Source organism: Methylobacterium oxalidis (assembly GCF_007992195.1).
In the GTDB taxonomy this organism is placed as follows: domain Bacteria; phylum Pseudomonadota; class Alphaproteobacteria; order Rhizobiales; family Beijerinckiaceae; genus Methylobacterium; species Methylobacterium oxalidis.
Genome location: NZ_BJZU01000005.1, coordinates 47814 through 67509, shown reverse-complemented (window position 1 = coordinate 67509; position 19696 = coordinate 47814). Strand labels below are relative to the sequence as shown.

The window sequence follows — 19696 nt, the reverse complement described above, 5'->3', positions numbered from 1 at the left end:
TCGGGAGAGGTCGAGTCGGCGCAAGCCGACCGGGTGAGGGGAGCGACTTCTCCGGAAGAACCTGGACCCCTATCCCTCTCCCGAACGGGAGAGGGAACCCGCGCCCGATCGGTTCAGCGCCGCACAGGCGGAGCCGGTGCCCCGCCTCTCCCGTTCGGGAGAGGGGGCGCGTCGCGGTGGAGGGCCGCGTTGCCGGCGAGAGCGGCGAGGGCGGAGGCGATCAGCGCGTTCCAGCCCGCCAGCGAGAGGCCGAGGAAGCGCCACGCCGCCGTCGAGCAGTCGACCACCCGTGTCGTCCTGAGCTGATTCAGGAAGTCGCCCACCGCCTCCGGGTTCGCGCCCGTGCCGCCGCCGCAATCGGTGGGACCCGGCCAGAAGCCCCACTCGGCACCCGCGTGATAGGCGCCGAGCCCGGCCCCGTAGAGGAGAACGAGGGCCGCGAGCCCGAGCGCGAGCCGCGCCACACGCGCCGGCAGGGCGAGGGAGGCCAGGGCGAGTGGCACGGCCAGGTAGTAGGGGATGCGCTCCGTCAGGCAGAGCTTGCACGGCACGTAGCCGAGCCCGTGCTCGAACACGAGCGCGCCGCCGACCGTGAGCGCCGCGCCGAGGGCGACGAGGAAGGCGGCGCCCCGGGGCCGGGCGAGGTCGGCCCAGCGCATCAGAGCACCAGCTTGAACAGGACGAAGCCCAGCACGATCACCGCCACCGAGATCGCCGCGACGACGTTCAGGTGCCGGTCGAGCACGCCGCGGATCTGCACGCCGTAGCGTCCGAGGAGCCCGGCCAGCAGGAAGAAGCGCGCCCCGCGGGTGACGATCGACAGCACCGTGAACCAGAACAGGCTGTAATGGGCGAAGCCCGAGGTGATGGTCACGAGCTTGTAGGGGATCGGCGTCAGGCCCTTGAGCAGGATCACCCAGTGCCCGTACTGGGCGTAGGATTCCTGGAAGGTCGCGGCCGAGTTCTGCAGGCCGTAGAGCCGGATCAGCCACTGGCCGATCGAGTCGAACAGCAGCGCCCCGATCGCGTAGCCGAACAGGCCGCCCGCCACCGAGGCCAGCGTCGCCACGAGGGCGTAGAACCACACCTTGTCGGGCCGGCTCACCGCCATCGGCACCAGCATCGCGTCCGGCGGAACGGGGAAGAACGAGCTCTCCGCGAAGGCCACGGCGCCGAGGGCGTAGGGGGCGGAGGGCTTGCCGGCGAGGGCGAGTATCCACTCGTAGAGGGCGCGGATCATCGGGTCCTTGTCCGGTGGGAGAGGCGCCGACCTTTGAGCACAGCCGGGCGCCCCTGGCCAGTGAAGGGGCGCCGCAGCGGGCCCGCGAAAGTCCTTGGCCCGCGGGGCGAACCTGTGCGAAGAGGCGCGGGTCGCGGGTATGGCGGAACTGGTAGACGCGGGCGACTCAAAATCGCCAGCCGCAAGGCGTGGGGGTTCGATTCCCTCTACCCGCACCACGCCCCGTCAGGCGTCCTCGAGAAACCGCCGGATCCAGCCGCCGACGCGCGCCGAGTCGTGGGGCGCGTCGAGGGAGGCGAGCGCGGCCGTGACGAGCGCCGGGTCGTCCAGCGCCGCCCGGTGCCCGTCGGTGAGGGCGCGGGCGAAGTCCGGCTCGAATTCCGGATGGCACTGGCAGGAGAGGGCGGCGCGGTCCCGGTAGCGCAGCACCGCGTGCGGCGTGAAGGCGGAGGCGGCCAGGATCTCGGCGCCGGGCGGCAGCGCCACCACCTGATCCTGGTGGCTCACGGGCACGCGGATCGCCTCCGCGTCGTCCATGAAGGGCGCGCGCCGCACCACGTCGTAGCGGTGCAGGCCAAGGCCCCAGCCCCGGTCCGACTTCACGACCTGCCCGCCCCAGGCCTGCGCCATGACCTGATGGCCGAAGCAGATCCCGACCACCTTCCGGTCGGGGGAGAGGCCGCGCAGGAAGGCGAGCAGGTCCGCGATCCAGGGGTCGGGATCGTAGACGCCCGCGGGCGAGCCGGTGATCAGGTAGCCCGCATGCGCGCCGAGCGCGGGCAGCGCGCCGGCATCGGCGCGGTAGGTCTCGTAGGCGTGGCCCGGCCCGACGAGGCGCTCGACCATAAGTCCGTAGCCGGGATGGCGCCCGCCGAGGCGGGCCGGCGGCCGGCCGGTCTCGAGAACAGCGATCTTCATGGGGGCGGCGGGCTTCATCGGCGCGTGGGGAACGCCCGCCTCCTAGATCAAGGCGCGGGAGCCCGACAGGGGGCGCGATGCCGCCCTCACGCGGTGCCGATGCGGGGGCGCAGGCGGTCCGCCTCCTTCGGGCGGATGTCCATGGCGTTGCCGCGCCAGACGATGGCGCTCTGCATCCAGGCGCCGGTCCAGAGGGCCGGCAGCATCGCGTCCCGCACCAGGAAGGCGAGGAGGAGGCGCGGCGAGCGGTGCCAGCCCGCGCGCGCGGCGAGCCGGTACTCGGCGCCGTACCAGAGCGCGCCCATCGCCGCGAGCGCGAGGAGCGCCGGAGCGCCCTCGACGATGGCGGCGCCGAGCCCGAGGGGGAGCAGCGCGCCGGTGCCGATCTCGGGCGCGAAGAACAGCGGGAAGGTGACGCGCCGCAGCCGCGCCCAGCGCAGTTGCCGCGACCACACCTCGCCGGCGCTGCGCGGGCCCAGAGGCTGCTCGAAGGGCGCGGCCACGAGGTGGACGTGGCGCTCCGCCGCCCGCACGAGCTTCGTGGCGGCGGCGTCCTCGGCGATCTCGGCGGCGAGCGCGCGGATGCCGCCGCGGGCCTCCAGGAAGGGCTTGTGCCAGAGCATGCTCTTGCCCTGCGCGAAGCCGAGGCCCAGCGCCTCGCCGGCATACTGCCAGCGGGCCTGGAGCGTGTTGAGGAAGGCGCACTCGACCTCGGCCATGAACCCGGCGGGGCGCGCGCCGATCGGCGTCGAGCAGACGAGGCCGGTATCGGTGCGCCAGGCGGCCTGCAGCCGCTGCAGGTAGTCGGGCGGCATCAGCACGTTGGAATCCGCGAGCACCACCCAGGCGTGCCGCGCCGCCTCCCAGCCGCGCACGCAGTTGTTGAGCTTCGGGTTGTCGCTCACCCGCTCGTCCCCGACGAGGATGCGCGCCGGCACGCCCGGATGCGCGGCGATGAGGCGGTGCAGCAGCGGCAGGATCGGGTCGCCCGCATCCGCAACGCAGAAGATCAGCTCGTAGTCCGGGTAGTCGAGGCGGAAGCCGCGGGTCAGCATCTCCTCGCTGAAGGTCTCCAGCCCGCAGACCGGACGCACCAGGGAGACGGGCGCGCCGGCCGGGAAGGTCGAGCCCGGCCGGACCGCGCCGATCCGGCGCCCGGCGACCCGGAGGCTCGCGAGGTTCACGAGCGTCACGACGGCGCAGAGCGCCAGGACGATCAGGGTGCCGCTCGCGAACGCGCCCTCCATCAGTCCCGCTCCCCGCGAGGCCGCGACTGCGGCGCAGGAGCGCGCCCGTGCCGGCCTCATCGCGATCACGGGCCCTAACAGCCGCGCCGTATCAGTCGTATGACAGAGCCGCGGCCCCGAGCGGTCTCGGGCCGTCCGCGCAGCGTCCGAGGGGAGGGCGGGTGACGCCGATCGTCTATCACCCGGCCTATCAGGCGAGCCTGCCCGAGGGGCACCGCTTCCCGATGGGCAAGTACGGCCGCCTCGCCGAGATCCTTACCGCGCGCGGCCTCGCGCCCGCGGGCTTCGCGCAGCCGGCACCGGCGACGGCCGAGATGCTGGGACTCGTCCACGACCGGGCCTACGTCGAGGCGGCGCTCGCCTCCGCCGTGCCCCGCGCGATCGAGAGGGCGATCGGCCTGCCGGTCGATGCGGGCGTGACCCGCCGCGCCCGCGCCTCGGCCGGGGGCACGCTCGCGGCGGCGCGCCTCGCCCTCGCGCACGGGATCGCGGGCAGCGCGGCGGGCGGCAGCCACCACGCGCGGCGCGAGCAGGGTGCCGGATTCTGCGTGTTCAACGACGTGGCGGTCGCCGCGCGCGTGCTGCAGCGGGAGGGGACGATCGGCCGGGCGCTGATCGTCGATTGCGACGTCCACCAGGGCGACGGCACCGCCGACTGCCTCTACGCCTGCCCCGACCTGTTCACCCTCTCGATCCACGCCGAGAAGAACTACCCGGCCCGCAAGATCCCGGGCGATCTCGACATCGGCCTCGCGGACGGCCTGACCGACGCCGCCTACCTCGCGGTGCTCGCCGCCCGGCTGCCGCCGCTCCTCGACGCGCTCCGGCCCGATCTCGTCTTCTACAATGCCGGCGTCGACCCGCACCGGGACGACCGGCTCGGGCGCCTCGCCCTCACGGATGCGGGCCTTTCCGCCCGCGACCGCCTCGTCGTACGGGAGACGCGCGCCCGCGGCATCCCGCTGGCGGCGGTGATCGGCGGCGGCTACGGCCACGACGTCGACGCGATCGCCGCCCGGCACGCGCTGGTGTTCGAGGCGATAGCGGCCGAGGCCGGGGGATAGCGGGCGGCCCATCCGCCCCGAGATCGTCAGCCCTCGGGCCCGAAGGTCTCCACGAAGGCGCGCGCACCGTCCGGCGTGAAGGCGATGATCCGGCCGTGGCCGCGCGCCGCCCAGCCGCAGCCCAGGACATGCCCGAGCAGGGCCGCGCCGAGCGCGCCTCCGAGATGGCTCCGGCGCTCGCTCCAGTCGAGGCAGCACCGGCAGACCGGCCTGCGCCCGCGCTCCAGCGCCGCGGTGTCGAGCCCGAGCCCCGTCAGGCCGGCACGGCCCGCGTCGGTGAGGCCGGGCCGCGCCTCGTCGATCCAGGTCCGCGCGACGAGGCCGCGCAGGAGCAGGACGCCGCGCTCGCCGGCGAGGTGATCGTAGCAGACGCGCGCCTCGCGCAGGGCGGCGTCGCGCGGGCCGGTCCGGGCGCGGGCGGCCCCGGTGCGCTCCGCAAGCCCCATCAGGCCCTCCAGCACCGTCGCCACGTCCGGACCGGACAGGCGGTAGTACCGGTGCCGTCCCTGGCGCTCGACCGTGAGGAGCGCCGCCGCCTCGAGCTTCGCGAGGTGCCCGCTCGCGGTCGGCAGGGCGACGCCGGCGACCTCGCCGAGCTCGCTCACCGTGAGGGCGCGCCCGTCCATCAGCGCCGTCAGCATGTTGGCGCGGGCGGGATCGCCGAGGAGCGCGGCGACCGCCGCGATGACCGGTCCGTCCTGCATACTTCGATGCTAGCCGAAGCATCCTCGGAACGCCATCGGCTATGATGGGTTCTCATTCTCTCGACCGAGGAGGTCCGATGACACCCTGCTCCCTCCGCCCCGTCCCGCGCCGCCTCCCGGGAGGCCCGGCATGATCGCGGTGATCTTCGAGGTCTGGCCGGCACCCGGCTGCGAGGACCGCTACCTCGACCTCGCCGCCGCCCTGAAGGCGGAGCTGCAGGAGGTCGACGGGTTCATCTCCGTGGAGCGGTTCCGCAGCATCGCCGAGCCGGACAAGCTCCTGTCCCTGTCCTTCTTCCGCGACGAGGAGGCCGTCCGGGCCTGGCGCGAGCGGCCGCGACACCGCTCGACGCAGGCCAAGGGCCGCCACGACGTGTTCCGCGACTACCGCCTGCGGGTCGCGCACGTGGCGCGCGACTACGGGATGAGCCGGCGCGAGGAGGCGCCCGCCGACAGCCGTGCCGCCCACGCGGCCTGACGGCGCCGGCGGCGGACCTGCGGCAGGAGGAGACGACGTGGCGACATTCACGGCCGAGTTGAGCTGGAGCCTGCGGGAGGGCGAGGATTTCGCGCGGGGCCGCTACAGCCGGGGGCACGCGCTCGGCTTCGACGGCGGGATCACGCTTCCCGGCTCGGCCTCTCCGCACGTCGTCGGCAAGTGGGCGGTGACCGAGGCGGTCGACCCGGAGGAGATGCTGACGGCCGCCCTGTCCAGTTGCCACATGCTGAGCTTCCTGCACGTGGCGCGGCTCGCGGGCTTCGTCGCCGCCAGCTACCGGGACCGCGCCGAGGGCATTCTGGAGCAAATCGCCCCCGGCCGGCGAGCGGTCACCCAGGTGACGCTCCGCCCGCGCATCACCTGGGAGGGGGCGGCGCCCGATGCGGAGCGCCTCGCGCACCTGCATCACGAGGCGCACGAGGCCTGCTTCATCGCGAACTCGGTCCGGACCGCGGTCGTCGTCGCCTGAGCGTTCGGAAAAAGCCGCCCGTCAGCTCTCGGGCGCGTCCGGGGCCGGCAGCGCCCGCGCCTGCGCCTCCAGCGCCCCGAACAGGCGGTCGAGGTCGGCCCCGTCGAGATCGTGGAAGCCGAGCGACCGGCTCATCATCAGGCCGAGGATCGCGAAGAGGAAGGCCGCGCCGGCCCCGGGCCGCGTCTCCAGCCCGGCGAGATCCCGCAGGCTCTCGGCGAGGAAGGCCCGGAAACCGGCCTGCGCGTCCGCGTTCTCGGCCGTCGCGATCAGGAGCGAGTCGGGAAAGCCGCACTCCTCGGCGTAGACCTCCCGGGCGTGGCCGATCATCGCCAGCGGCATGCGCGCGGGGGAGGACGCCAGGGCGCCGGCGTGCTCGGCGATGCCGGCACGCAGGCGCTCCACCTTGCGGGCGGCGAGCGCCGTGACCAGCGCGTCCTTGGAGGCGTAGTGGTGCAGCACCCCGCCCTTGCTGAGGCCGGCCTCCGCCGCAACCGCGTCGATCGTCAGGGTGCGGCTGCCCGAGCGGCGCAGCAGCGCCTCGGCCGCGTCGAGGATGATCTCGGCCCGGTTCTCCAGCCGGCTGCGCGCTTTCGCCATGACCCTGACTCACTCAAACCGTCTGGACGGTCGGTAAACTAGCGGATATGGCTGCGCGGCGATAGGCCGAATCGAGGTGTTCGCCATGCCGGTGCGCAAGCCGACGCCGCCCCTTCTCCGCGCCGCCCTCGTGGCTCTGGCGCTGTCCGTCCCGTTCCCCGTCGCGGCCGCCGAGGACGGCAGGCCGCTCGCGGCGCGGACCTTCGTGCGCACGGTCACGGCGAGCCGCTCGCTGATCGCCACCGACATCGTCATCACCGGGGACGTCCAGGCCCAGGCGCAGACCAACGTCTCGTTCCGCACGAACGGCAAGGTCGGGGTGCGCCTCGTCGAGGTCGGCGATCACGTCGAGGCCGACCAGGTGCTCGCCCGCCTCGACCCGCAGGAGCAGCGGGCGAACCTCGACAACGCCCGGGCCGCGCTGACCTCGGCGGAGGCGCAGCTCACGCAGGCCAAGCTCAGCTTCAAGCGCCAGGAGACGCTCCTGGCGAGCGGCTACACGACGCGGCCGGCCTACGACAACGCCGAGCAGCAGTTGCGCACGACCCAGGCGGCCGTCGATTCGGCCAAGGCGGCGCTCGGCACCGCGCAGGAGCAGTTCTCCTACACGGAGCTGCGGGCGGGCGTCTCCGGCATCGTGCTCAGCCGCTCGCTCGAGGTGGGCCAGGTCGTGCAGGCGGGCCAGTCCGTGCTGGTCCTCGCCCAGGACGGCCCGCGGGACGCGGTGTTCAACGTCTACGAGGCGCTCCTCGCCACGCCGCCGGACTCCAAGACCGTCGAGGTCGTGCTCCAGGCCGATCCGGGAATCGTCACGGCGGGCAGCGTCCGCGAGATCTCGCCGAGCGTCGACCCGGCCTCCGGGACGGTGCGGGTGAAGGTCGGGCTCGACCGGACGCCGCCGCAGATGACCCTCGGCGCGGTGGTGATCGGGCGGGGCAAGTTCCGCCCGCAGGAGGCGATCGTGCTGCCCTGGTCCGCGCTCTACCGCTGGAAGGGCCAGCCCGCCGTCTGGGTGCTCGACCCCGGCACCGGAACGGTGACGCCCCGCGTGGTGACGGTGGAGCGCTACGGCGCCGACACGATCGCGCTCGCCGGCGGCGTCGAGCCGGGCGAGCACGTCGTCACCGCCGGCATCCAGTTCCTGCGGCCGGGCCAGACCGTGACGGTGGCGGCGAGCGGGGAGGAGAGAGCTCCATGAGCGTCGTGCCCGCGAGATCGACGGCGGCCGAATCCGGCTTCGGTCCCCTCTCCCGTTCGGGAGAGGGACAGGGTGAGGGGTTCAGGTCTTCCCGGACAACGCGCACCCCTCACCCGGTCGGTTGGCGCCGACTCGACCTCTCCCGAACAGGAGAGCTGGGCGCGCCGCGCCCGACCCTGCTGCCCGTCTCTCGTCGACTGCCGCTGCTCGCTTCGTCGCTTCTCCTGCCCGTCCTCCTCGTCGCCTGCCAGCCGGCGCAGGAGAAGGCCGCGGCGCCGCCGGTGCGGCCGGTGCTCTACACCCTCGCCAAGCCCGTCGACCGGGTCATCTTCGGGCCCTTCGCCGGCACGGTGGAGCCCCGCTACCAGTCGCAGCTCGGCTTCCAGATCGGCGGCCGGGTTGTCGCGCGCGACGTCACGGTGGGCGACATCGTCACGAAGGGCCAGCGCCTCGCCGCCCTCGACCCCGTCGTGCCCCGCTTCGCCCTGGTGCGCGCGGAGGCCGACGTCGCGGACGCCCGCGCGCAGGCCGAGAACGCGTCGGCCACCGAGGCGCGCACCCGCCGCCTGATGGAGGGCGGCAACGTCACCCAGGCGCAGCTCGACGGCGCGGTCGCCAACCGCGACACCGCCCAGGCCCGCCTCGCGCAGGCGCAGTCGAGCCTGCAGAAGGCTCAGGACCAGATCGGCTACACCGAGCTGAAGGCGGATTTCGACGGGGTGGTCACGCAGCGCAGCGCCGAGGTCGGGCAGGTGCTGAGCGCGGGCCAGGCGGTCGTCACGGTGGCCCGCCCCGAGGAGCGCGAGGCCGTCGTCGACATCCCCGAGGATCTCGCCGGCGCCATGCCGAAGGACGGCCGCTTCGCCGTCTCGCTCCAGAGCGCGCCCGAGGTCACGGCGGCGGGCCGCGTGCGCGAGGTCTCGCCCTTCGCCGACCAGACCACCCGCACCCGCCGCGTCCGCATGACGCTCGAGAACCCGCCGCCCGCCTTCCGGCTGGGGGCGACCATCACGGTCTCGCTGTCGCGGCCTGTCGCGGCGCGCTTCCCCCTGCCGGCCACCGCGCTCCTCTCCGAGAACGGGCGCGACTCGGTCTGGATCGTCAACGCGGGCGGGGACGCCGTGGCGCGCCGCGACGTCACGGTCGCCGAGCGCGGGCCCGAGCGCGTCTCCGTCACGGGCGGCCTGAAGGCCGGCGAGCGCGTCGTCGTCGCCGGCGTCCACTCCCTGCAGGACGGCCAGACCGTCCGGCTCTCGGAAGAGCCCCTCTGATGCACGCACCGAACGAGATCCGCAGCCAGGGCTTCAACCTGTCGGACTGGGCGCTCGGGCACCGCTCCTTCGTCTGGTTCCTGATGGCCGTGTGCCTCGTGGCCGGCGCCATCGCCTACCGGGGCCTCGGCCGCGAGGAGGACCCGCCCTTCGCGATCAAGACGATGGTCGTCCAGGCGAGCTGGCCCGGCGCCACCATCAAGGACACGCTGGAGCAGGTCACCGACCGGATCGAGAAGGAGCTGCAGCAGATCAACGCCCTCGACTACGTGAGGAGCTACACCACGCCGGGCCAGGCGACGGTGTTCGTGAACCTGCGCGACACGACGAAGCCCGGCGAGATCCAGCCCGCCTTCTACCAGGTGCGCAAGCGCCTCTACGACATCCAGAACACCTTCCCGCAAGGGGTGCAGGGGCCGTTCTTCAACGACGAGTTCGGCGACGTCTACGGCAACGTCTACGGCTTCACCGCGGACGGCCTCACGCACCGGCAGCTGCGCGACTACGTCGAGGGCGTGCGCACCGAGATCCTGAAGGTCCCCAACATCGGCAAGACCCTGCTGCTCGGCACGCAGAAGGAGACGATCTACCTCGACTTCTCGACCCGCAAGCTCGCGGGGTTCGGCATCGACATCCAGTCCCTGATCAGGAGCCTGCAGAGCCAGAACGCGATCTCGCCGTCCGGCGTCGTCCAGGCCGGGCCGGAGCGGGTCTCGGTGCGGGTGAGCGGCCAGTTCGCCTCCGAGGAATCGCTGCGCGACATCAACCTGCGCTTCAACGACCGCTTCTTCCGCCTCTCCGACGTCGCCGAGATCAGCCGCGGCTACGAGGACCCGCCGGCCGCGATGTTCCGCGTCGACGGCAAGCCCGCGATCGGGCTCGCCATCGCCATGCGGCCGAACGCCAACCTCCTGCATTTCGGCGAGGACCTGAGCGCGCGCATGCGCCAGATCGAGGCGAAGCTCCCGATCGGCGTCGGCATCCATCTCGTCTCCGACCAGCCCAAGATCGTCGAGGAGGCGGTGGGCGGCTTCACCAAGGCCCTCGTCGAGGCCGTCGTCATCGTGCTCGTCGTCAGCTTCATCAGCCTCGGGCTGCGGGCCGGCCTCGTCGTCGCGATCTCGATCCCCCTGGTGCTGGCGATCGTGTTCGTGATCATGCAGATCATGGGCGTGACGCTCCAGCGCATCTCGCTCGGCGCGCTCATCATCGCGCTCGGCCTCCTCGTCGACGACGCCATGATCACCGTCGAGATGATGGTGGCGCGCCTCGAGCTCGGCGACTCGCTGAAGAAGGCCGCGACCTTCGCCTACACCTCCACCGCCTTCCCGATGCTGACCGGCACCCTCGTGACGGTGGCGGGCTTCCTGCCGATCGGATTCAACGGCTCGGCGGCCGGCGAGTACACCTACTCGCTGTTCGTGGTGATCGCCGCCTCGCTCCTCGTCTCCTGGGTGGTGGCGGTGCTGTTCGCGCCCTTGATCGGGGTGGCGCTCCTGCCCAGGACCATGAAGGCCCACGCGCACGAGGGCGGACGCCTCACCCGCCTGTTCCTCAGGGTGCTGCGGGTCGCGATGCGCTTCCGCTGGACCACGGTGCTCGTCTGCGTCGCCATGATGGGCGCGGCGATGTTCGGCATGACCAGGGTGCAGCAGCAGTTCTTCCCGGCCTCCGACCGGGCCGAACTCCTCGTCGACATGACGCTGCCGCAGAACGCGACCATCACCGAGACCAGGGCGCAGATGGACCGGTTCGAGGAGGCGCTGAAGGGCGACCCCGAGATCGAGCGCTGGTCCTCCTACGTCGGCCAGGGGGCGGTCCGCTTCTACCTGCCCCTCGACCAGCAGCTCGCCAACGCCTTCTTCGGGCAGATCGTCATCGTGACGAAGTCGCTGGAGGCCCGCGACCGGGTGGCGGCCCGCCTCGACGCGGTGGGCAAGCGCGACTTCGTGGGCACCGACGTCTTCGTGAACCCGCTCTCGCTGGGCCCGCCGGTCGGTCGGCCGATCCAGTACCGGCTCGGAGGCCCCGACCTGCAGGTGGTGCGCGAGCGGGCGCTCAGGCTCGCCGACATCGTCGCGAAGAACCCGCATGTGGGCGTGCCGACCTTCGACTGGAACGAGCCCGGCAAGGTGCTGCGGGTCGAGATCCTGCAGGACAAGGCCCGCCAGCTCGGCGTGACGAGCCAGGACATCGCCTCGATCCTCAACAGCGTCGTCGGCGGCTCGGCGATCACGCAGGTGCGCGACTCGATCTATCTCGTGAACGTGGTCGGCCGCGCCCGCACCATCGAGCGGACCTCGCTCGACACACTCCAGAGCCTGCAGGTCACGCTCTCGAACGGGGCCGTGGTGCCGCTGCTGGCCTTCGCGAAGATCGACTACGACCTCGAGCAGCCGATCGTCTGGCGGCGCGACCGGGTGCCGACCCTCACCGTCAAGGCGCCGATCATCGACGCGACGCAGCCGCCGACCGTGGTGGCAGCCCTGCAGGCCGAGATCGACGCCTTCGCCAGGGCGCTGCCCGAGGGCTACACGCTCGCCACCGGCGGCGCGGTCGAGGAGGCGGCCAAGGGCCAGGGCCCGATCGCCGCGGTGGTGCCGATCATGCTGCTCACGATGGCGGTGCTGCTGATGATCCAGCTCCAGAGCGTGCAGAAGCTGTTCCTCGTGGCCAGCGTCGCGCCGCTCGGCCTGATCGGGGTCGTGGCCGCGCTGCTCACCTCGGGCAAGCCGATGGGCTTCGTGGCGATCCTCGGCATCCTGGCCCTGATCGGCATCATCATCCGCAACGCCGTCATCCTGGTCAGCCAGATCGAGGAGTGCGAGGCGGAGGGGCTCGGCCCCTGGGACGCGGTGGTGGAGGCGACGCGCCACCGCATGCGGCCGATCCTGCTGACGGCGGCCGCGGCGAGCCTCGGCATGGTCCCGATCGCCCGCGAGGTGTTCTGGGGTCCGATGGCCTACGCCATGATCGGCGGCATCATCGCCGCGACCTTCCTGACCCTGTTCTTCCTGCCGGCCCTCTACGTCGGCTGGTACCGGATCAAGGCTCCGGCGCTCAGGGGGCCGCCACCCGCGCCCGCGGCCTGACGGCGCCCGCGGCCGGGATGGCCTCCGGCACCACGGTCGCGCTCTCCGGCGACGCGCTCCTGGGGGGCGGGATCGCCACCGGCTTCTGGAAGGCCCGCAGGTTGCCGATGAGCTTGCGCAGCAGGCGGACCGCGGCCTCGGTTTCCTCGTGGCTCAGGGCGGCGAGGAAGTTCCGCTCGCGCTCCAGAGCCACCACGGTGATCCGCTCGTGCAGCTCGTGGCCGGCGGGCGAGAGGGCCACCAGCCGGCGCCGGGCGTCGGTCTCGTCGCCCTTCACCAGCACGAGGCCGCGCTTCTCCATCCAGGCCAGGCTGCGGCTGACCACGCCCTTGTCGAGCTGGGCCGCGCTGCAGATGTGGTGGGCCGTGACCCAGGGCTCGCCGGCAAGGCGGTACATGATCCGCCAGTCGGTGATGCCGATGCCGAAATTGCGCCGGTAGAAGGTCGAGGCGCTGCGGGTCAGGTTGTTGGAGAGGGTCGTCAGCAGGGCCGGCACGTACACGTCCGGGTCGATCGCGTCGGGCCTCGCCGCGCGGGCCTCGGTCCCGCGCGCCACTTTCGTCGCTCGACCCATCGATGAAACTCGCCCTTCGCGGCCGCACGCCCGCTGCGTCGGACACGCCTTGGTCAGAACATACTAGAGCAAATTTTGTTCATAAATCTGCGACTTTCAGGGCACACGCCGCGCGTCCCGCAAAAAGTGTCAAAATGCGGCAGCCGGATCGGCGCCGGCGCCTCAGCCCGAGGTTCCCGCCCGCTCCACGCGGGCTTCCGGGCGCGAATCGGTGCTCGCGTAGTAGGGCTTGATGTCGAGGAGCGGCGTCCCGTCGAGGCAGTCGAGGCCGCGCACCTGAAGGGTGTCGCCGTCGCGCCGGATCAGCTCCACCACCGAGAGGGCGACCGGGTTCGGCCGGGCCGGCGAGCGCAGCGAGAAGGTGCCTCGGCTGCCGTCCGCGTGGCGGGGCCGCTGGCGCACGAGGTTCCGCGCCGCCCGGTCCATCCAGTAGAGCAGGATCAGGTGGGTCGCGCCCTCGATGTTCTGGAGGGCCGGCACGTAGGCCGGGTCCACCCGCACCGTGCAGACGGCCTCCGTCTGCCGGCCGTTCTTCGGGCAGTCCGCGCGCCGCGTCCAGGGCGTGCCGATGCGGCCGATGAAGTAGAGGCCGGCGTCGAAGGCAGCCGGGAGCGTGACGGTCTCCTCGCCGGGTCGGCGCTCGAACCCGTCTTCCGTGCCCTCCGCCGCGCCGCGCTCGCCGTCCATCATGCCCTTTCGCTGCCGCTTGGCCGCCCTTCGGCCGCCCCTCGGCCGCGACGTCGCGTGGCCGGGACCCCGGTTTCGGGCAGGACGGGCCGCCGCGCAAGCCTCCGCTCCCGTGGGCGCTCCCGTGGGGGCTCCCGCGGGGGCGTCGCGTCGGGCCGCCGGGCGGTGTAGAGCCGGGAGGGGATTATCGAAGCCGGACGCGGAGGCCGCTGCGTGATCGACGACGAGTTGCGCCCGATGGAATCGGTGGCCGACCCCGCCGCGGCGGTCGACCGGCTGGCGGCGCTGCACGCCGGGGCGACGGACGCCCTGCGCGCGGCCCTCGACCGCTTCCTCGACGGCGGCCCGCCGCCGGACGCCGCCGAGCGGCTGCGCTTCCGCTACCCGGAACTGCGCGTCACCTACCTGCCTCGGGGGCCGGTGCCGCGGATCAGCCGGGCGACCGCGAAGCTTCAGGTTCCCGGCACCTACGCCACCACCGTGACGCAGCCCGACCATTTCCGGTCCTATCTCGAGGCGCAGCTCGAGCCGCTGGTGGCGGATTACGGCGTGAGCCTCGAGGTCGGCCTCAGCGCGCAGGAGATCCCGTACCCCTACGTGCTGGAGCCCGGCGCCGACCTGACCCGCGGCGGGATCGGCCCGGCCGAGCTCGCCACCTACTTCCCCGTGCCGCTTCTCTCCGTCGTCGGGGACGAGATCGCGGACGGGACCTGGCAGCAGGCGCCCGGCGCGCCGCGCCCGCTCGCGCTCTTCGACGCGATCCGGGTCGACTACTCCCTGCGCCGGCTCGTCCACTACACGGGCTGCGACTGGCGCCACGTCCAGCCCTGGATCCTGCTCACCAACTACCACCGCTACGTCGACCGCTTCGTGCGTCACGGCCTGGAGCGCCTCGCGGCGGGCGAGGCGGGGCTGGAGCAGATGATCCTGCCCGGCGGCATCGCGGTCGGCCGCGCCGAGGCGGCGGGCGCCGACCCGGCGGCCCTGATCGCCGCCTCGCCCTGGCACCGCTTCCAGATGCCCGCCTACCACCTCGTGGCGCGCCGGCCGGACGGAACGCTGGAGGGGACCACCCTCGTCAACATCGGCGTCGGCCCCTCGAACGCGAAGACCATCACCGACCATCTCGCGGTGCTGCGCCCGCATTGCTGGCTGATGGTCGGCCATTGTGGGGGCCTGCGCCAGTCGCAGCGGATCGGCGACTACGTCCTCGCCCACGGCTACCTTCGGCGCGACCGCATCCTCGACGAGCTGGTGCCGACGGACGTGCCGGTGCCGGCCCTCGCCGAGGTGCAGCTCGCGCTCCAGGCCGCGGCCGCCCAGGTGACCGGCGAGCAGGCCGAGGCGCTCAAGAGCCGCCTGCGCACCGGCACCGTCGTCACCTATGACGACCGCAACTGGGAACTGCGCTTCTCGCAGGAGCGGCGGCGCATCAATCTGTCGCGGGCCATCGGCGTCGACATGGAGAGCGGCACCATCGCCGCCCAGGGATACCGGCTGCGGGTCCCTTACGGCACGCTGCTCTGCGTCTCGGACAAGCCGCTCCACGGCGAGATCAAGCTGCCCGGCTCCGCCAACGCCTTCTACGAGCGCGCGGTGGCTGAGCACCTTTTGATCGGCCTCGCCGCCCTCGACGCGCTCCGCGCCGACCGCCAGGGCCTGCACTCGCGCAAGCTCCGCAGCTTCGACGAGCCGCCGTTCCGCTGAGCGCAACCCAAAGATGCCGACCTCGAGGCGAAAGACCTTCGCCGGCCGCTGGCCGAGCAGGTTTTTGACAAAAATCGCCCATATCTGAGTATTGTGTAATATTACTGAGCAAAAACCGGCTATCTAGACTGCATTAATCTCTCTTTGATCACTTCAGATCAGGATTCCGTCAGATTCGTCGAGTCGCGGCCCGCGCCGCGGCTCATTTGCATGAGGCGGAACTCCGATGCCCAAGCTCGCCAACCTGTCCATAGCCAGCAAGATCGGGGCGACGCTCGCCAGCCTGATCCTGGTCGGTCTCACGATCTGCGCGGTGTCCCTGCGCAACCTCTCGTCGATCGAGGAGACCGCCCGCTGGACCGCACACACCCACACCGTGATCCGAGCGGTGGACGACGCCGTCAAGTCGATGGTGGACCAGGAGACCGGGCTGCGCGGATTCCTGATCGCCGGGGACGAAGCCTTTCTCGCCCCCTACCGGAAGGGAGCGACCACCTTCGCCGAGGCGCTCGCGACGGCGCGCCGCCTCACCATCGACAACGCGGGGCAGCAGGCCCGCATCGCGGAGATGGAGACGCTGGGCCGGCGCTGGCGCGAGACGATCGCCGAGCCCGAGATCGCCCTGATGCGCGCGCCCGAGACCCGGGAGGACGCGCGGCGGATGGAGGCCGCCGGCGGCGGCAAGGCGGCCATGGACGCCCTTCGCAGCACGGCCGGGCAGGCGATGGCGGAAGAGCAATCCCTGCTCGGGGTGCGCGACGCGGCGGCCGCCGCGGCCGGCGCCTCCTCGCGGCTCGCCACCGCGATCGGGATCGTCGTGATGCTCGCCGCCGCCGCCGGCTCGCTCGTGCTGCTGCATCTCGGCATCAGCCGCCCGATCCGCGGCATGAACGCCGCGATGGGCCGCCTCGCGGCCGGGGACCTCGCCGCGGCGGTGCCGGGCGTCGGCCGCCGGGACGAGGTCGGCGCCATGGCCGACGCGGTGCAGGTGTTCAAGGACGGACTGATCCGGGCGCGGGCCCTGGAGGAGGAGACGGCGCTCGCGCGCGCCGGCGCCGAGGCGCAGCGCAAGGCGGCGATGCGCGACCTCGCGGACGGTTTCGAGCGGGCGATCGGCGGCATCGTCGAGGCGGTCTCGACGGCGGCGGGCGACCTCCAGGGCACCGCCCAAGCCATGAGCGGCAATGCGGCCGCCACCGCCGAGCAGTCGGCCAGCGCGGCGGCGGCGGCCGAGCAGGCCTCGGCCAACGTCTCCATGGTCGCCGCGGCGGCCGAGGAACTCGGCTCGTCGGTCAACGAGATCGGCCGTCAGGTGCAGGGCTCGGCGAGCCTCGCCGCCGCCGCCGCGGAGGAGGCCGCGACCACGGCCGACCTCGTCGAGGCGCTGAGTGCCGGCGCGACCCGGATCGGCGATGTGGTGGCGATGATCTCGACGATCGCCGGTCAGACGAACCTGCTCGCCCTCAACGCCACCATCGAGGCGGCCCGCGCGGGCGATGCCGGCCGCGGCTTCGCGGTCGTCGCGACCGAGGTGAAGGAACTCGCCGCCCAGACGGCCAAGGCCACCGAGGAGATCTCCCGCCAGATCGGCGAGATCCAGGGCGCGACCGGCCAGGCGGTGTCGGCGATCCGGGGGATCGCGGGCCGGGTCGGCGAGATGAACCGGGCGACCGGCACCATCGCGGCGGCGGTGGAGGAGCAGGGCTCGGCCACGCAGGAGATCGTGCGCAACGTCGGTCAGGCGGCCGGCGGCACCGGCGAGGTGACCCGAACGGTGAGCCGCGTGGCGGGCGCGGCGGGCGAGACCGGGGCGGCGGCCGGCCGCGTGCTGACCTCGGCCTCCGGCCTCAGCGCCCAGGCCGAGCACCTCGGCGCCGAGGTCAGGCGCTTCCTCGGCGAGGTCCGGGCGGCCTGAGCCTCGCGCTCAGCGCTCGCGCCGCCAGAGGCCGGCCCGCTCCGAGCGGGCCTGCTCCTCGGCGGAGAGGAGGTCCGCCGGCGCGTCCTCGCTGGCGCGGGCGCCGCCGGCCGCCAGGATCAGGGACGCGAGGTCGTCCCCGTCGATCCGGCAACGGAGGGCGGCGGAGCCGGCCGGCGCCTCGGAGCCGGGCGTGCAGATCACCTCCCGCCGGCGCAGGTAGCGGGCGAGCTGGCGGGCCAGCGCCCCGCCCTCGCCCTCGACGCCGAGGAGGCGCACCACGCGGCCCCGGAAGGCGAGGGTGCCGGTGTCGATCACTTCCGGCACGCCGCGCAGTTCCGCTCCCGGCGCGGCCGGAGCGGGGGCCGCGGGGGCGGGCTCTGCCCGCGCCGCGGAGGGCCGCTTGGCGCGGCCCTTGGCCATCTGCGCGGAGGCGCGCTGCACGAAGTCGCGGAAGATCGCGGCCGGCATGTCGCCGCCGCTGACCCGGTTCATCGCGGCGTTGTCGTCGTTGCCGACCCAGACGCCGACGACCATGTCGGGCGTGACCCCGACGAACCACGCGTCGCGGTACTCCTGCGTCGTGCCGGTCTTGCCGCCGACCGGCATCCCCGCGACGCGGGCCGCCTTGCCGGTGCCCCCGTCCACGACCGCCTGGAGCGAGTCGAGCATCATCGCGCGGGTGTCGCGGGGCAGGCCCGGCGCGGCCTTCGGGTCGGGGTGGACGTAGAGCGGCTGCGGCGCGCCCCCGCGGATCGCGTGGACGCCGTAGGCCTCGAGCGGCATCCGGTCGGCGAGCACGCCCGCGTAGGCGCGGGTCATCTCCAGGAGCGTCACCTCCGCCGAGCCGAGGGCGAGGCTCGGCACGTTCGGCAGGTCCGAGGCGACGCCGAGGCGGCGGGCCGTGTCGATCACCGCCGGCACGCCGACCTCGTCGGCGAGCTGCGCCGCGATCGTGTTGATCGAGAGGGCGAAGGCGGTCGAGAGCGGCACCGCGCCGCGGAAGCGGTTGTTGGCGTTCTGCGGCTCCCAGTCGCCGATCTGCACCGGGCGGTCGACGAGGACGCTCTCGGGCGAGAAGCCCTTCTCGTAGGCGGTGAGATAGACGAACAGCTTGAACAGCGAGCCCGCCTGGCGCTTCGCCTGGGTGGCGCGGTTGAACTGGCTGTCCTCGTAGTCGCGGCCGCCGACCATGGCGAGGATCGCCCCGTCCTTCGAGAGGGCCACCAGAGCCGCCTGGCCGGCCTTCTTCTTCGCACCCTCCGCGTCGAGGCGGCGGGCCACGACGCCCTCGGCGAGGCTCTGCAGGTCGAGGTTGAGGGTGGTGCGCACGGTCACGTCGCCCGGCGTGTCGGCGAGGCGCTTCACGTCGCCCGCCACCATGTCGAGGAAGTAGTTGGTGCCGGGCGGCGTCTCGGGGGGCGTGCGCAGCGTGATCGTCTGGGCGCGCGCCTTGTCGGCCGCCTCGGCGGTGATGGCGCCGGTCTCGACCATGGTCTGGAGCACCACGTCCGCCCGCTCCTTGGCGCCGCCGAAATTGCGGGTGGGCGCGAGCTGCGAGGGCGCCCGCACGAGGCCGGCCAGCATCGCCGCCTCGGGCAGGGTGAGCGCCTTGGCGGGCTTGCCGAAATAGCGCCGCGCCGCCGCGTCGATGCCGTAGGCGCCGGCCCCGAAATAGGCGGTGTTGAGATAGCCGAGCAGGATCTCGTCCTTCGACATCTCGCTCTCGACGCGCAGAGCCAGGAACGCCTCCTGGATCTTGCGGCGCAGCGTCTTCTCCTGGTTGAGCGAGGTCAGACGGACGTATTGCTGCGTGATGGTCGAGCCGCCCTCGCGCACGCCGCCGCCGAGCGCGTTGCGCCAGGCCGCCCGCAGGAGGCCGCGCAGGTCGACGCCCCAGTGGCCGTAGAAGCGCCGGTCCTCGATGGCGATGATCGCCTGGGCGAGGTGGGGCGGGAGGTCGGCGGCGGTCAGCTTCTGCCCGCGGAAGGCCCCGCGGGTCGCGAAGACGCGCCCGTCGTCGGCCTCGACGGTGAGCGCCCGCTGGCCCGGGTCGAGGGCCGCGCCGCCGAGCGGGGGCAGGGTGAGGAAGCTCGTGACGACGAGGAACAGGAGGCCGACGAGCGGCAGGGCGACGAGGAGCGCCGCCGCCGCGAGGACCGGCCGGCGCGCGAGCCTTGCCCGCCAGCCGCGGGCTTGGACCGGCGCGGCCGCGTCCCCGGCGTCCGGGGGGACGGCGCGGCCGGGCCCCGGGCGGCGCAGGCGCGCCGACAGGCCGCGCAGGAGCGGGCCAGTGCCGGCCGCAGCGGCCCGGGTCCGCGCCCCGGCGCCGCGGGCCGCGCCCGCCGCCAGGATGCCGAGCTGGCGCCCGAGGACGCGCGCCGCCGCGGCGGCCTCGCGGGCGGCGGCGCGGGTGTCAGGGGGGGCCTCTCCGCCCCGCGCGCGATCGTGATCCGTCGGGCCCATCGTGCTCCGGAAGCGGCCAGACCAGGGCCGCGGCGACCTTGTAGA

General features: G+C 73.3%; 17 protein-coding genes and 1 tRNA gene. 9 read left to right on the top strand and 9 right to left on the bottom strand.

The features are described from left to right. Positions 1–113: 113 nt before the first annotated feature. Both MOX02_RS03075 and MOX02_RS03070 read right to left on the bottom strand, forming a co-directional pair. Positions 114–659, bottom strand: coding sequence for a disulfide bond formation protein B (locus MOX02_RS03075; protein WP_147024260.1), 546 nt, complete (start codon positions 657–659; stop codon positions 114–116). Beyond that, on the bottom strand, positions 659–1240 hold the full coding sequence (locus MOX02_RS03070) for a YqaA family protein (RefSeq protein WP_147024259.1): 582 nt from the start codon (positions 1238–1240) through the stop codon (positions 659–661). The genes MOX02_RS03075 and MOX02_RS03070 overlap by 1 nt, the downstream gene beginning before the upstream one ends. A 133-nt stretch (positions 1241–1373) precedes the next feature. On the opposite strand from MOX02_RS03070, the gene MOX02_RS03065 reads away from it, so the two are divergent. Next, positions 1374–1458, top strand: a tRNA-Leu gene (locus MOX02_RS03065). 7 nt (positions 1459–1465) lie between these two features. On the opposite strand, the gene MOX02_RS03060 is transcribed toward MOX02_RS03065, so the two are convergent. Further along, a complete protein-coding gene (locus tag MOX02_RS03060; protein WP_147024258.1) occupies positions 1466–2158 on the bottom strand; it encodes a type 1 glutamine amidotransferase in 693 nt (230 codons plus the stop codon). Positions 2159–2244: 86 nt separating this feature from the next. Continuing rightward, a complete protein-coding gene (locus tag MOX02_RS03055) occupies positions 2245–3405 on the bottom strand; it encodes a ceramide glucosyltransferase (RefSeq protein ID WP_147024257.1) in 1161 nt (386 codons plus the stop codon). Positions 3406–3566: 161 nt separating this feature from the next. On the opposite strand from MOX02_RS03055, the gene MOX02_RS03050 reads away from it, so the two are divergent. After that, positions 3567–4469, top strand: coding sequence for a histone deacetylase family protein (locus MOX02_RS03050; protein WP_147024256.1), 903 nt, complete (start codon positions 3567–3569; stop codon positions 4467–4469). A 26-nt stretch (positions 4470–4495) separates the two neighbouring features. Here MOX02_RS03050 and MOX02_RS03045 read toward each other — a convergent pair whose 3' ends face one another. Further along, positions 4496–5173: an ArsR/SmtB family transcription factor gene (locus MOX02_RS03045; protein WP_147024255.1), complete on the bottom strand. Its 678-nt coding sequence runs from the start codon at positions 5171–5173 to the stop codon at positions 4496–4498. A gap of 130 nt (positions 5174–5303) precedes the next feature. Between MOX02_RS03045 and MOX02_RS03040 the strand changes: the two genes are divergently transcribed. Next, positions 5304–5651 (top strand): antibiotic biosynthesis monooxygenase family protein, encoded by a 348-nt coding sequence (locus MOX02_RS03040; protein ID WP_147024254.1) that lies wholly within the window; start codon positions 5304–5306, stop codon positions 5649–5651. A gap of 37 nt (positions 5652–5688) precedes the next feature. Then, positions 5689–6141, top strand: coding sequence for an OsmC family protein (locus MOX02_RS03035; RefSeq protein ID WP_147024253.1), 453 nt, complete (start codon positions 5689–5691; stop codon positions 6139–6141). 21 nt (positions 6142–6162) lie between these two features. Here MOX02_RS03035 and MOX02_RS03030 read toward each other — a convergent pair whose 3' ends face one another. Beyond that, entirely contained in the window at positions 6163–6741 is a 579-nt protein-coding gene (locus tag MOX02_RS03030; protein WP_147024252.1) for a TetR/AcrR family transcriptional regulator, read from the bottom strand. An 85-nt stretch (positions 6742–6826) separates the two neighbouring features. On the opposite strand from MOX02_RS03030, the gene MOX02_RS03025 reads away from it, so the two are divergent. The 3 genes from MOX02_RS03025 to MOX02_RS03015 are packed head-to-tail and all read left to right on the top strand — an operon-like array spanning position 6827 to position 12302. Next, positions 6827–7939 (top strand): efflux RND transporter periplasmic adaptor subunit, encoded by a 1113-nt coding sequence (locus tag MOX02_RS03025; protein ID WP_147024251.1) that lies wholly within the window; start codon positions 6827–6829, stop codon positions 7937–7939. Further along, positions 7936–9210, top strand: coding sequence for an efflux RND transporter periplasmic adaptor subunit (locus tag MOX02_RS03020; RefSeq protein WP_147024250.1), 1275 nt, complete (start codon positions 7936–7938; stop codon positions 9208–9210). Before MOX02_RS03025 ends, MOX02_RS03020 begins: the two co-directional genes overlap by 4 nt. After that, entirely contained in the window at positions 9210–12302 is a 3093-nt protein-coding gene (locus MOX02_RS03015; RefSeq protein WP_147024249.1) for an efflux RND transporter permease subunit, read from the top strand. The genes MOX02_RS03020 and MOX02_RS03015 overlap by 1 nt, the downstream gene beginning before the upstream one ends. On the opposite strand, the gene MOX02_RS03010 is transcribed toward MOX02_RS03015, so the two are convergent. Continuing rightward, positions 12271–12858 carry a MarR family winged helix-turn-helix transcriptional regulator gene (locus MOX02_RS03010; RefSeq protein WP_170267632.1) on the bottom strand — a complete coding sequence of 196 codons (588 nt, stop codon included), beginning with the start codon at positions 12856–12858 and terminating at the stop codon, positions 12271–12273. The genes MOX02_RS03015 and MOX02_RS03010 overlap by 32 nt on opposite strands. A 180-nt stretch (positions 12859–13038) precedes the next feature. Next, positions 13039–13566, bottom strand: coding sequence for a tRNA (N6-threonylcarbamoyladenosine(37)-N6)-methyltransferase TrmO (gene tsaA / locus MOX02_RS03005; protein ID WP_373866710.1), 528 nt, complete (start codon positions 13564–13566; stop codon positions 13039–13041). A gap of 210 nt (positions 13567–13776) precedes the next feature. On the opposite strand from tsaA, the gene MOX02_RS03000 reads away from it, so the two are divergent. Next, positions 13777–15270, top strand: coding sequence for an AMP nucleosidase (locus tag MOX02_RS03000; protein WP_147024247.1), 1494 nt, complete (start codon positions 13777–13779; stop codon positions 15268–15270). 226 nt (positions 15271–15496) lie between these two features. Then, on the top strand, positions 15497–17185 hold the full coding sequence (locus MOX02_RS02995; RefSeq protein WP_147024246.1) for a methyl-accepting chemotaxis protein: 1689 nt from the start codon (positions 15497–15499) through the stop codon (positions 17183–17185). 9 nt (positions 17186–17194) lie between these two features. Here MOX02_RS02995 and MOX02_RS02990 read toward each other — a convergent pair whose 3' ends face one another. Then, on the bottom strand, positions 17195–19651 hold the full coding sequence (locus MOX02_RS02990; RefSeq protein WP_147024245.1) for a PBP1A family penicillin-binding protein: 2457 nt from the start codon (positions 19649–19651) through the stop codon (positions 17195–17197). Positions 19652–19696: the final 45 nt, after the last annotated feature.